Genomic DNA, 12,187 nt, shown 5'->3' with positions numbered 1-12,187 from the left:
ATTAAGGGGTGCTGTTTTTCTATGGTTAAATTTAAAGCAGAAGATAAACTAGTAGCGGTTCAACAATATTTAGAAGGAGTAGGTTCTTATGCTTCGATTGGAGCGTCGATAGGTACATCTGAAAATATAGTGAGAACTTGGGTAATGCAGTACGAGCATCATGGGGAAGAAGCATTCAAAAAATCCTATACAAGTTATTCTGCACAGTTTAAACTAGACGTACTTAATTATATGAATGATATCGGGACGTCTCCGAATGAAACAGCTACAGTATTTAAAATTTCTTCTCCTGCTTTGATTCGAAAATGGAGAATACAATTGGAAACACTAGGTATAGACGCCCTTGAATCAAAGAAAAAGGGGCGTCCTACAATGAAAAAGAATACAAAGAACTCAAAACCCGTCGAAGGATCTATAGAGGCACTACAGGCAGAATTAGACCGTTTACGCATGGAGAATGCTTATTTAAAAAAGTTGAATGCCTTAGTTCAAAACAAGGAAAAATTACAAAGCGAGATAAAGCGCAAGTAGTATTTGAACTAAGGCCTGAATTTCCTGTCAGTGGATTAATCGAACTGGCTGACATTCCACGAAGTACGTACTATTATTGGGTAAAAACCTTTGATCGTCCTGATAAAGATGCCGAATTAAAGTCATTAATTCAGGCTATTTATCATGAACATAAAGGGCGTTATGGTTATCGTCGTATTACAGCTGAGTTAAAGAATCAAGGCTATAAAGTAAATCATAAAAAGGTCCAGCGATTGATGAAAGTGCTAGGCTTAAAATGCACGGTTCGTATGAAAAAATATCGTTCATATAAGGGGGAAGTTGGGAAAACTGCCCCGAATATTTTGGATCGTAACTTCGAGGCAGAAAAACCAAATGAGAAGTGGGTAACCGACATTACTGAATTTAAATTGTTTGGTGAAAAGCTTTATTTATCTCCAATTTTAGATTTATTTAATGGTGAAATTATCGCTTATACAATTAATTCAAGACCAAGATATTCTCTTGTTAAGACTATGTTAGACAAAGCATTTGAGAGATTAATAGATGGGGAGAAACTCCTTATCCACTCGGATCAAGGTTGGCATTACCGCATGCCCCAGTACCAACATGCATTAAAACAACTCAAGATTACACAAAGTATGTCTCGCAAAGGAAACTGTTATGATAACGCCGTAATAGAGAATTTCTTTGGAATATTAAAATCCGAATTTTTGTATACACAAGAGTTTGAGAGTGTTGAACATTTTAAGCAAGAGTTAGCAAAATATATCGATTACTATAATTACAAAAGAATTAAATCAAAATTAAAGGGCTTGAGTCCGGTACAATACCGAATTCAAGCCCAAGTAGCTGCCTAATAAATAATATGTCTAACTTTTTGGGGTCACTTCAAAATTGCGAGTTTTCTTTGTTATTGAAATTCGAAACTTCTTCAACTAAAGCCCCTGTTACTTTAAGTGAATTGATTCACAATTTTACTGGGAATTTACCTAAAAAGCTGAATTAACTTAATAAAAAAGGACTCCCTTTTTGGGAATCCAATTCATTCAGTGCCCCTTTGGTTAAAATCTAATCTTCTCGGTTCGCAACACTGTCATTAGCCTCATTGGCACCTTCGCCGACTTTGTTACCCATCGCTCCTCCTGCAACAGCTCCTGCAACGGTACCAAGTGGACCAAGAACAGAACCCAAAGCAGCTCCAGCGGCAGCACCGACACCAGTGCCTACCGCTTCGCCAGCATCATTATCGACACGGTTACGTTCGTTTTTATCAGCCACTCATCTCACTCCTTATTTAGAATAGGCAAGTGCTTGCCAGCACAATACCGTTACATATTTTTCCCTATAGGGACAGATTTACTCGAATTTAAAATCTGTCCTTAAAACTTTGCAATTTTCACTTTCCTTCACGTTGTACAATAAAAAAAGCTGCCATAATGACAGCTAATTCTTAAACTATTGCCCCCGTTAGCCATCTATGCAGCGGAAAAATCGTCGCTGCACCACAGAGAATGAAAATGGGTAGGAAGTGTCAATACTGATACTGACCTTAACCCAGTCAACCCTAATCCATAGGCTTATTAATTCAATACTAAAAAAGACCCTGCTCAATCGTTAAAAAAAAAGGAGGAGAGCGTATTCTTGAAGAAACATATTTTCATGGTAGTTGAAGAAGAACAGCTCTATTTGCTATGAAGTAATGCCGTTCTTATTATGTTGTATAAAAAAGACAAGAATAGTACAAATCTATTTGGACTGCTGCTTCCACATTGTCGGGGTCAAATTTAAGAATAAAAACAGGACATAGGAAATTTCCATGCCCTGTTTTTTGGTTTATGAAATTTGTGGTCAGCAAGATTCTTTCGTTTGCCGTTTCGGATTAAAACGGCTCGATAGCTTTCTCGTTTTTTCCAGTTTGAGGCTGATTTTCAATTCTTCTTTCTTCAACTACCTTGGGAATTTCTTTAAGGTGTTTATTTACTTCTTCTACTTGATTGGTAGTTCGCATTTCATCCATTTTCAAAAACCTCAATTCATTAAAATATCTTTGGTAAATATAATATGCCTCAGTGATAAAGATTTTATGTCCATTAAATCAGATCTGTAAGATATAACCCAACCGTCAGTTCTCCTTTAAGGTTCGGTGAAGTTGATGAAGGTCATGTTGTTAATTTTTACAAAAAATTAAAATCATAAGGTATTAATGTGACCATTAGAAGTCAATTTGGAATTGATATAGATGCTGCTTGTGGTCAATTGTTTGGAAATTATCAAAAGAGCAACAAGCAGTAATTTGAGGTGAAGATGATGCCGAATTGTATTCCATAAAAAAAAATGTTAATATAAAAATACAATTATGAGAGGGCTGATGGATGGACAATGATTAACTAATCTATATTTTTTTGAAATGAATAACTTCAAACTACAAAATATAGGGTTAGTCTATCCATTTTTATAAATCAGTTTACACTTTATTTGTCATGATTCCAATGGCAAAAAAGAACTTATTTAATATAAGTGAAAGACTAATCCTTCCAATTACAAATGGGGAGGATTTTTTATTCTCTATAGATAAGATTGATCTTTAACTTTAATCTAATAAATAAAGGAGTGAGAGAAATGAGCAATTCAGACACTATTGTTACGCATGTAATACTCCGTATAAGTCGTTAATATCCATCAAACTTATACGGAGAAATTTAGAATAGATGGATGTGCCGACTTTGTATAAAAAATAAAAAGTGTTGATATACAAAGGAGGAATTATCATGTCAATGATACAAGTTCAAGACTTAACTTTTTCTTATCCAGGTAGTTTTGACAATATTTTTAAAGGTGTAAACTTTCAAATAGATAGCGATTGGAAACTTGGATTTATCGGTAGAAATGGACGAGGTAAAACAACATTCTTTAATTTATTATTAGGGAATTATGAGTATAGTGGGAAAATCATTTCTTCGGTAGAATTTAATTATTTTCCTTATCCAGTTTCGGATAAAAACAAGTATACTCATGAAATCTTTGAAGAAATATGCCCCCAAGCAGAAGATTGGGAATTTCTTCGTGAAATATCCTATCTTAATGTTGATGTCGAGGTCATGTACCGACCATTTAAAACATTATCAAATGGAGAACAAACAAAGGTGTTGCTTGCTGCACTTTTTTTGAATGAGGGTCAATTTCTATTAATTGATGAGCCAACCAATCATCTAGACACTAATGCACGAAAGATTGTCTCTGATTATCTAAGGAAGAAAAAAGGGTTTATTTTAATTTCACATGACAGAATTTTTTTAGATGGATGCGTTGACCATATTTTATCTATAAATAGAGCAAATATTGAAGTTCAAAGTGGTAACTATTCTTCTTGGAAGTTAAATTTTGATAGACAGCAGGAACACGAAGAGGCAACAAATCAGCATCTACAAAAAGACATAGGGAGATTAAAACAGTCTTCAAAGCGGTCAGCAGGTTGGTCTAATCAAGTGGAAGCTTCCAAAAATGGGACAACGAATTCGGGTTCTAAGTTGGACAAGGGTTTTGTAGGACATAAAGCGGCAAAGATGATGAAGAGAGCAAAGAACCTTGAATCAAGGCAACAAATAGCTATTGAGGAAAAGTCAAAACTGCTAAAAAATGTGGAAAAAACCGAGTCATTAAAATTAGAATCATTGGAATTTCAGTCAAATGAATTGATTGTTTTGGCTGATGTGTCTGTTAAGTACGATGACCATGTAGTGAATAAGCCAATTAGCTTTAAAGTTGAACAAGGTGACCGAATTGTACTTGATGGAAAGAATGGAAGCGGAAAAAGTAGTATCCTAAAACTAATTCTAGGAAATCCCATACAGCATACAGGCACAATGAATTTAGGTTCAGGCCTCATTATTTCCTATGTCCAACAAGATACTTCTCATTTGAAGGGACTGTTATCGGACTTTATTGAAATGCATGAGATTGATGAAACGTTATTTAAATCCATCCTACGTAAGATGGATTTTGACCGTATTCAATTTGAGAAAGATATATCTCATTATTCTAGTGGACAAAAGAAAAAGCTGCTTATAGCCAAAAGTTTATGTGAAAAAGCTCATTTATATATTTGGGATGAACCGTTAAATTTTATTGATATTTATTCGCGTATGCAGATTGAAGAGCTTATTCAAAGATTTAATCCCACAATGGTTATTGTTGAGCATGATCAGGTATTTCAACAAACAGTTGCAACAAAAACTATATCTATGTAGTTAAATATGAAGAATTGAAGATTTAATCAGTAAATCTGGTAATTAAACTATATGGTGCTTTAGTTGAGGAACGAAGCTAAAATGATCAAACTTTTTTATGAAGACTAAACATAAATCTGTAAGAGAAGAATCCATTTTGATTAATCTTTTTTCAAAATGGATTCTTTTTTTTATCGTAATATACTGGTTTATGAGGTGTTTTTGAACAAACTTTATTTTAAAGCAACAAAGAAACAAAAAAAACCCTTCTCTTAGCTGAGAAGAGCTAACTTATTTAAGCTGCTTGTTAAACGATAAATATTGAAAATTAATCAATGTAGATCGCCGCCGATATGATCCTTTTTAAGCTCAAGCACCCGTTATTTTAAGAAGATTGAAGCAATTATAACTCCAATTATAATTAAAAGAATAAGAATCCCCGTACCTTTCCAACCTAAACTGCCTACTAAATCCGCAAGACCGCCACTGTTTGCTCTATTAAAAGCATCGTTCAAACTACCTGTCGGATTTCTTTTTAATTCTTCTTGTCTTAATCTCTCTCTTTTTTGTTCAGGAGTTTCTTTGTTTCCTTGCACTTAAACACCCCCTATAAATTAAACAATCATTCTTTATATATTTTACCACAAATAACCATTAACCTTGTTGAACTATTCTGTCCGTTACTTCAATAAGCTATCGGAACTAAATAGGCATAAATTCTATTTTTCAGTACTAATAAAAATTCATTTTTTCTTTAGCTTCCGGGGCAACTCAGATTTAATTTCCTTACACATCTCAGGGAATTGCTTCTTAAAGGCTTTTACTATCTTTGTGATCTTACTAAATGCGTACTTTTCTACTTCACCATAAGGAATCCACATCTCTCTATTTTGAATCTGTTCATATAGGGATGAAATAACTATATCGCAATGATTAGGAGGTAGTTTCCTTGATGTATGTCTTTCTTTCATTTTATTGTGGTAGAGCATTTCCAACTGTGGTTTTTAACCTGAACCGTTAGTCGAAAAATAAAAATGCTGCCTAGATGGCAGCATTGAGTGTATTGTCCTATAGTGAATCTTTAAGACCCTATGAGATCCGTGTCTGGGGGGATATACCCAAGTTGTCTGCCTATTTTTACAATTTGTCCTTTATGGTGAAATTCATGTGTAATGGTATGCGTAAAAAGCCATAATGCAGATATCTCCGCTCTTCCACCTTCCTCAAAGGATACTTGTATGGTGTTATCCCATTTGCCTTTAAATTCATTCAGAAATTCATGAACCAGGTCATCGATTTTCCTAAAAACTTCACGCATCTCCGTTACATTGTTAACGGAATCTGGTGTAATTTTTGGAAAAGATTTACCAAGAGCACGGCTTCCTAACCATACCCGATAACAATCGGCTACATGAGCATGCAAACTACGAATAGAGTCTCCACCAAAGGTTTTAAGTTCTTTAAAATAATCTGATTGTGGCAAGGTTTCACAATAACTAAATAATGATTCTCTGGTGCGTCGAATCCACTCATACTGGCTTACGAATACATCCATCTTCTCGCTCTCCTTTATTATTTTTTTGTAAGTAAATCTAGGATCATTAAGGTGTGTTTATTACATTCAATATATCCTTTTTAATAATTCTGTTTAAAACCTGTATTTCCTTTTAAATATTGCAATGTTGAGTAAAAAATGCAACTAAATTTGCACCGTATTTTTGTAGTGTCTTTTGTAGTAAAAATGAAATGGCTCAGTTCATTCATAAAAAATAATATCAATTGCTATGTCAAAATTCATTAAAACTCGCAGAAACCTCGATAAATAAAGAAAATGACGTATGCCAATTCATACGTCATTTCTTGTGTCATTTATTAAGAAAGCACCCGAAAACGGAACCTTTAACTAATTCGAAGTAAAGGCTTTTTTCTTAAGATAAAAACTCACCAGGGTTCAGTCCAAGTTCGTGGCAAATGTCTGCTACCATTTGCTTTTCATTATTGTCAAAGTTTCCATCGGCATAGCCGATTGCAATGCAATAGCGGGCAACTAGCCGGGCAATCTCTGGCTTTGTTCTAATTTTTCCAAGGGCACGAAATGCTTCGGCACGGCCCATCATGCGGTCATTCTCTATCCTTGAGACGAACAAGTTAAACTTTTGAATGACTTTATTGGTATCAAAAACGCGTAACTCCTCACTTTGATGAACAAATTCCATCATTTTTTGCCGTTCGGAAGCGTCTAAGTAACCATCCGCCATTGCCACTAGGGCACAGCCCGCAACGACTGCCTCGAGAACGTCCTGGCTTTTGTAACGATTGAACACATCTTGTGCTTTCCGTTTTTGATTGTTTGCCCATTCCGCATAATCGGTTTGCGAAGGGGACCATGTGTTTCCGCAGCTATTACAGCTAAACTTAAGCTGGTTTTGCCCGATAAAACCGCCTAGCAGCCCGACAGGTCCGAGGATTAATCCGCCAATGGCCGCTTTGCCAAGGCCGAATCCTTTTTTCCCCGTTCTTACATTCGAGGAATGACAGCGCGGGCAAATAATGTCGTCGCCGCTATAGGTGTTACGTGAGCCAGAAGTGGATGGATATGCCGATTGTGCGGGATACCCATAGGCAGGCTGCTGATATGAATTTTGGACAGGCTGGTTTTGCTGGTATGAATTATAGTTATTTTGGTTTTGCTGATATGGGTTAAGATTGTTTTGCTGCTGCTGATAAGAATGATTAGGTTGCTGGTACGGATTACTTGGTTGATAGGCGTTAGTATTCCTTTGACTCTGCTGGTAATTTGGCTGCTGGGATGGCGGTGCTGCCGGTGCGCTCACTGGCGGGTCGTCAACTGTAACACCAAAGTTGCGGCAAAGTGCGGCTAATCCGCCTTGAAAGCCACTGGCAATCGCATTAAATTTCCATTCTCCGTTATAACGGTAAACTTCCGCAGCAACAATTGCTGTTTCAACTGTAAAATCTCTTCCCAGGTTAAATCTTAATAATTCCTCATTGGTTACATCATCAAAAATACGCACGTAGGAATCGGCGACTTGTCCGAAATTTTGCCTTTTCACCTGCGCATCGTGAATCGTAATGGTAAAGGCAATCCGATGGATGTGCGCAGGTACTCTGTTTAAATCAATTCTGATTTGTTCATCATCCCGGACACCTGACCCAATCCGATTGTCGCCGCTGTAAATAATCGAGCCATTTCCACCTGAAGGATTATTATAGAAAACAAAGTCCTGGTCGCTTTCTACCATTCCAGTTTGGCCTAATAAAAAGGCCGAAGCGTCCAAATCAAAATTGGAACCTAAATGACTAACATTCCAGCCCAGCCCGACACCAACATTTTTCAGGCCGGGGTGAGATTTTGTTAAATCAACTTTTTGCCCCTTGCTAAGCGAAACACCCACAAATTTCCACTCCTTGTCGATTATTGTCCATATGTACATTATAATTCTATTTTTTGAAAAAGAGAAAAACTTCTAACCGAATGACATTCGGAAAATCCAATTTTCTACTTTAAATATACGGGAATGAAGGCGTGAAGTTTCAAAAAATTTCCGAAAGATAAAATGTAGGACCATTTTCCTGCTTAATATAGAATTTTAGAAATAGTTTGAATAAAACGAAATGTTATTTTATAATAGTAAGATAAATTGAGATAAATAGGAGAAAGGAAATCGGTTATGAAACTATATATTTCGGTAGACATGGAAGGAATAACGGGACTTGTTGACCATACCCACGTTGATTCTAACAAACTTAATTATGAACGTAGCAGGATCATTATGACAGACGAGGCTAATCATGTAATCACGGCTGCTTTTGATGAAGGCTGTGACGAAGTCGTTGTGAATGATAGCCACTCGAAAATGAATAATCTGTTAATTGAAAGGCTTCATCCGGATACACAGCTCATTACTGGTGATGTAAAACCATTTTCAATGGTTCAGGGGTTAGATGGATCCTATACCGGTGCTATGTTTGTTGGTTATCATGCCCGTGCCTCCTTACCGGGAGTTATGTCCCATTCGATGATTTATGGTGTTCGCAATATGTACATAAATGATGTTGCCGTTGGTGAGTTGGGATTTAATGCCTTTGTCGCAGGTTATTTTGATGTACCTGTTATTATGGTCGCCGGGGATGACCGCGCGGCAAATGAGGCGGAGCAGCTCATTCCAAATATTACAACGGCAATTGTGAAAGAAACGATCTCACGGTCTGCGGCAAAATCGTTAACTCCAGTAAAAGCCGGACAGCTCCTCCGCGAAAAAACGGCTTTTGCGATAAAAAATATAGGAAAATTGAAACCGCTTACTCCGCCAGACCGTCCATTATTAGGAATAGAGTTTGCCAATTACGGCCAAGCAGAGTGGGCAAATTTAATGCCGGGAACAGAGATTATCCCTGGTACAACAACGGTCCGTTTTCAAGCAAAAGACATTTTGGAAGCGTACCAGGCTATGCTCGTAATGACTGAATTAGCAATGAGAACAACATTCTGTTAGGAAGTGGTCAAGCATGAAAGGTTATTTTTTTAAACGATTGATTGCCATGATCATCACCCTATGGCTCATCATTACCGGGACATTTTTCTTAATGCATTCGGTGCCGGGTTCACCCTTTAATGAAGAGAGGACGACAAATGAGGCAATCCAAAAAAATCTGGAAGCCTATTATCAGCTCGATAAGCCATTAATTGTTCAATATGGTAATTATTTAAAGGCGTTGGTCAAGTTTGACCTCGGCCCTTCGATTAAAAAATCATCCCAGACAGTCAATGATATGCTGGGAAGAGGATTTCCAGTTTCGTTTGAACTTGGTATGTATACGCTGATTGTTGCGCTTATTTCCGGGCTTATTCTAGGTGTTGTCGCCGCACTAAGACATAACGGAATTATTGATTATCTAGCAATGAGTATTGCCGTCCTCGGGATTTCGATTCCGAACTTTGTTATGGCAACCGTATTAATTCAACAGTTGGCTGTTAATCTGCCGATCTTCCCAGTAGCAACCTGGTCCAGCCCCAAACATATGGTATTGCCGATTTTGGCATTGGCAACAGGACCTATGGCGATAATCGCCCGCTTAACCCGAACAAGCATGCTTGAAGTTTTAACCCAGGACTACATAAAGACGGCAAAAGCGAAGGGACTTTCACCGGTCAAAATAGTCTTTAAGCATGCGCTCCGTAATGCCCTTTTACCGGTGGTAACGGTACTAGGGTCATTAGCTGCAAGTATCTTAACCGGGACATTTGTTATTGAAAAAATATTTGCCATCCCTGGGATGGGAAAATATTTTGTGGATAGCATTAATAATCGTGACTATCCAGTCATAATGGGAACAACCGTCTTTTATAGTGCAATTTTGATCTTTATGCTTTTATTGGTCGATATTGCTTACGGGGTATTAGACCCGAGAATTAAGCTCCATAAAAAGGAGGCGAAATAATTGGAACTGCGTAAACAGGAAGCACAAAATATTTCGCCAGATATTCCAAATGAATGGTTTGTCCCAAAGGTTCGAAACAAACAAGAAGCTGAAGCTGTCGTAAGGCCCAGTCTTTCGTACTGGCAGGATTCGTGGCATAGGCTTTTAAAAAACAAATTGGCAATGGCAGGTCTAATCTTTTTAATCTTTTTAGCGTTATTGGCTATTTTCGGTCCGATTTTTTCAAGCCATACGGTTGAGTCACAAAAACTAGCAGAGCAAAATTTACCGCCATCCAGTAAGTATTGGTTTGGTACAGATGATCTCGGGCGCGATGTATTTATCCGCACCTGTTATGGAGCCCGAATCTCTTTATTTGTCGGCTTAATGGCTGCGCTGATTGATTTTATTATTGGTGTAGTATATGGAGGACTTTCCGGCTATAAAGGCGGTCGTACTGATAACCTAATGATGAGGTTTGTTGAGATATTATATGGACTGCCATATTTACTTGTCGTCATTCTCGTCATGGTTGTCATTGGTCCAGGTCTAACGACTATTATTCTAGCACTCTCGATTACGGGATGGGTCGGGATGGCGCGGATTGTCCGCGGACAGGTCCTGCAAATTAAAAACTATGAATTTGTGCTCGCATCAAAAACATTTGGGACGAAAACAGCACGGATCATTCGGAAAAATCTGCTGCCAAACACCATGGGACCAATTATTGTCCAAATGACATTGACAATTCCATCTGCTATATTTGCCGAGGCGTTTTTGAGCTTCATTGGACTTGGTATTCAAGCGCCGCATGCCAGCTGGGGTGTAATGGCGAATGATGGCTTGTCTACGATTCTATCTGGATATTGGTGGCGCTTGTTCTTCCCAACGATGTTTATTTCGTTAACAATGTTTGCATTTAATGTGTTGGGTGATGGGCTTCAGGACGCCTTAGATCCTAAGTTGAGGAGGTAACAGCATGGAAAAAGTTCTTCAGGTAAATGACCTTCACGTTTCCTTTTCAACTTACGGCGGTGAAGTGAAAGCCGTTCGCGGAGTCAGTTTTGACCTTCATAAAGGGGAAACATTAGCAATTGTCGGGGAATCCGGCTGCGGGAAAAGTGTCACCTCACAAAGCATTATGAGACTTATTCCTGAACCCCCGGGGAAAATTCGCGGCGGGGAAATTATTTTTAAAAATATGGATTTAATCAAATTGAAAGAACCGGAGCTGCGGAAAATTCGCGGCGCCAATATTTCGATGATCTTCCAGGACCCAATGACGGCACTCAATCCGACGATTACCATTGGCGAGCAAATTATGGAAGGGATTATCCAGCATGAGAAACTAACGAGGGCTCAGGCGAAAAGAGTAGCGGTTGACATGCTGACGCTTGTTGGTATTCCGAACCCGGAAATACGCCTAAAGCAGTATCCGCATCAGTTTAGCGGCGGAATGCGCCAGCGGATTGTGATTGCGATGGCGCTGGTGTGCCGGCCAGATGTATTAATTGCCGATGAACCGACAACTGCTCTTGATGTCACGATTCAAGCGCAAATTTTAGAGCTGTTTCGTGATATTCAAAAGAAGACAGGAGTTTCGATTATCTTAATCACCCATGATTTGGGCGTGGTCGCCCAGGTGGCTGACAGGATTGCTGTCATGTATGCCGGCAGAATTGTTGAATTAGGCACAAGGCGGGAGATATTCTATAAACCGCAGCATCCATATACAAAGGGACTGCTTCAGTCTGTTCCGCGTTTAGATGCGGAAAAGGCTGAACTTGTTCCTATCCCAGGGACACCTCCCGATTTATTTTCACCTCCTGTAGGATGTGCATTTGCGGCACGCTGCCCTTATGCAATGGAGGTTTGTGAAAGGGTTTATCCGTTTAAAACGCACATAAGCCAGCAGCACCAGGTAGATTGCTGGCTGCAGGACGAACGGGCAAAAAAATTGGTTTCAAGCTTTAAATAACATAATAAATTGAACGAGGGGGAATACG

General features: G+C 38.3%; 11 protein-coding genes and 1 pseudogene. 7 read left to right on the top strand and 5 right to left on the bottom strand.

Annotation, left to right across the window (positions count from 1 at the left end; genetic code table 11):
- Positions 1–21 precede the first annotated feature (21 nt).
- A protein-coding gene (locus ACFVSW_RS24835; protein ID WP_387319284.1) for an IS3 family transposase occupies positions 22–1,370 on the top strand; the annotation gives its coding sequence in 2 pieces (ribosomal slippage) (positions 22–466 and positions 466–1,370; 1,350 coding nt in all).
- Positions 1,371–1,581: 211 nt separating this feature from the next.
- Here the strand turns inward: ACFVSW_RS24835 and ACFVSW_RS24830 are convergent.
- Together ACFVSW_RS24830 and ACFVSW_RS24825 are read right to left on the bottom strand one after the other, a co-directional pair.
- The gene (locus tag ACFVSW_RS24830; protein WP_387317155.1) at positions 1,582–1,791 is read right to left on the bottom strand and encodes a glycine zipper domain-containing protein; all 210 of its coding nucleotides are present in this window, start codon (positions 1,789–1,791) and stop codon (positions 1,582–1,584) included.
- A gap of 601 nt (positions 1,792–2,392) precedes the next feature.
- A complete protein-coding gene (locus ACFVSW_RS24825; protein WP_387319283.1) occupies positions 2,393–2,530 on the bottom strand; it encodes a hypothetical protein in 138 nt (45 codons plus the stop codon).
- Positions 2,531–2,607: 77 nt separating this feature from the next.
- On the opposite strand from ACFVSW_RS24825, the pseudogene ACFVSW_RS24820 reads away from it, so the two are divergent.
- Positions 2,608–2,805: pseudogene (locus ACFVSW_RS24820) on the top strand (23S rRNA (adenine(2503)-C(8))-methyltransferase ClbB); the annotation flags it as partial.
- Positions 2,806–3,281: 476 nt separating this feature from the next.
- The gene (locus tag ACFVSW_RS24815) at positions 3,282–4,760 is read left to right on the top strand and encodes an Lsa family ABC-F type ribosomal protection protein (RefSeq protein ID WP_387319282.1); all 1,479 of its coding nucleotides are present in this window, start codon (positions 3,282–3,284) and stop codon (positions 4,758–4,760) included.
- A 359-nt stretch (positions 4,761–5,119) separates the two neighbouring features.
- On the opposite strand, the gene ACFVSW_RS24810 is transcribed toward ACFVSW_RS24815, so the two are convergent.
- The 3 genes from ACFVSW_RS24810 to ACFVSW_RS24800 all read right to left on the bottom strand — a co-directional run bounded on the left by ACFVSW_RS24810 (position 5,120) and on the right by ACFVSW_RS24800 (position 8,155).
- Entirely contained in the window at positions 5,120–5,335 is a 216-nt protein-coding gene (locus ACFVSW_RS24810; RefSeq protein WP_387319281.1) for a DUF6366 family protein, read from the bottom strand.
- Between the two features lie 485 nt (positions 5,336–5,820).
- Complete coding sequence (locus ACFVSW_RS24805) at positions 5,821–6,294, bottom strand: DinB family protein (protein WP_387319280.1); 474 nt, start codon at positions 6,292–6,294, stop codon at positions 5,821–5,823.
- 373 nt (positions 6,295–6,667) lie between these two features.
- Complete coding sequence (locus tag ACFVSW_RS24800) at positions 6,668–8,155, bottom strand: TerD family protein (RefSeq protein WP_387319279.1); 1,488 nt, start codon at positions 8,153–8,155, stop codon at positions 6,668–6,670.
- A gap of 276 nt (positions 8,156–8,431) precedes the next feature.
- On the opposite strand from ACFVSW_RS24800, the gene ACFVSW_RS24795 reads away from it, so the two are divergent.
- From ACFVSW_RS24795 to ACFVSW_RS24780, 4 genes are read left to right on the top strand one after another with little or no spacing between them, the layout of a single operon-like run.
- Complete coding sequence (locus ACFVSW_RS24795; protein ID WP_387319278.1) at positions 8,432–9,256, top strand: M55 family metallopeptidase; 825 nt, start codon at positions 8,432–8,434, stop codon at positions 9,254–9,256.
- A 13-nt stretch (positions 9,257–9,269) separates the two neighbouring features.
- Positions 9,270–10,202 carry an ABC transporter permease gene (locus ACFVSW_RS24790; protein ID WP_387319277.1) on the top strand — a complete coding sequence of 311 codons (933 nt, stop codon included), beginning with the start codon at positions 9,270–9,272 and terminating at the stop codon, positions 10,200–10,202.
- A complete protein-coding gene (locus tag ACFVSW_RS24785; RefSeq protein WP_387319276.1) occupies positions 10,203–11,156 on the top strand; it encodes an ABC transporter permease in 954 nt (317 codons plus the stop codon).
- A 4-nt stretch (positions 11,157–11,160) separates the two neighbouring features.
- Positions 11,161–12,159, top strand: a complete 999-nt coding sequence (locus ACFVSW_RS24780; RefSeq protein WP_387319274.1) for an ABC transporter ATP-binding protein — start codon at positions 11,161–11,163, stop codon at positions 12,157–12,159.
- The last annotated feature ends 28 nt before the right edge of the window (positions 12,160–12,187 follow it).

Origin of the sequence: Neobacillus sp. NPDC058068, assembly GCF_042885335.1 — a bacterium.
Classification (GTDB): domain Bacteria; phylum Bacillota; class Bacilli; order Bacillales; family Cytobacillaceae; genus Neobacillus.
Note: the sequence above shows the minus strand (reverse complement) of the source record. Positions and strands in the feature narration are given on the sequence as shown.

Bases quoted from the DNA above. Each gene is read 5' to 3' on its own strand.
- ACFVSW_RS24825 (WP_387319283.1), bottom strand. From the start codon at position 2,530: ATGGATGAAATGCGAACTACCAATCAAGTAGAAGAAGTAAATAAACAC.
- ACFVSW_RS24815 (WP_387319282.1), top strand. From the start codon at position 3,282: ATGTCAATGATACAAGTTCAAGACTTAACTTTTTCTTATCCAGGTAGT.
- ACFVSW_RS24805 (WP_387319280.1), bottom strand. From the start codon at position 6,294: ATGGATGTATTCGTAAGCCAGTATGAGTGGATTCGACGCACCAGAGAA.
- ACFVSW_RS24795 (WP_387319278.1), top strand. From the start codon at position 8,432: ATGAAACTATATATTTCGGTAGACATGGAAGGAATAACGGGACTTGTT.
- ACFVSW_RS24790 (WP_387319277.1), top strand. From the start codon at position 9,270: ATGAAAGGTTATTTTTTTAAACGATTGATTGCCATGATCATCACCCTA.
- ACFVSW_RS24780 (WP_387319274.1), top strand. From the start codon at position 11,161: ATGGAAAAAGTTCTTCAGGTAAATGACCTTCACGTTTCCTTTTCAACT.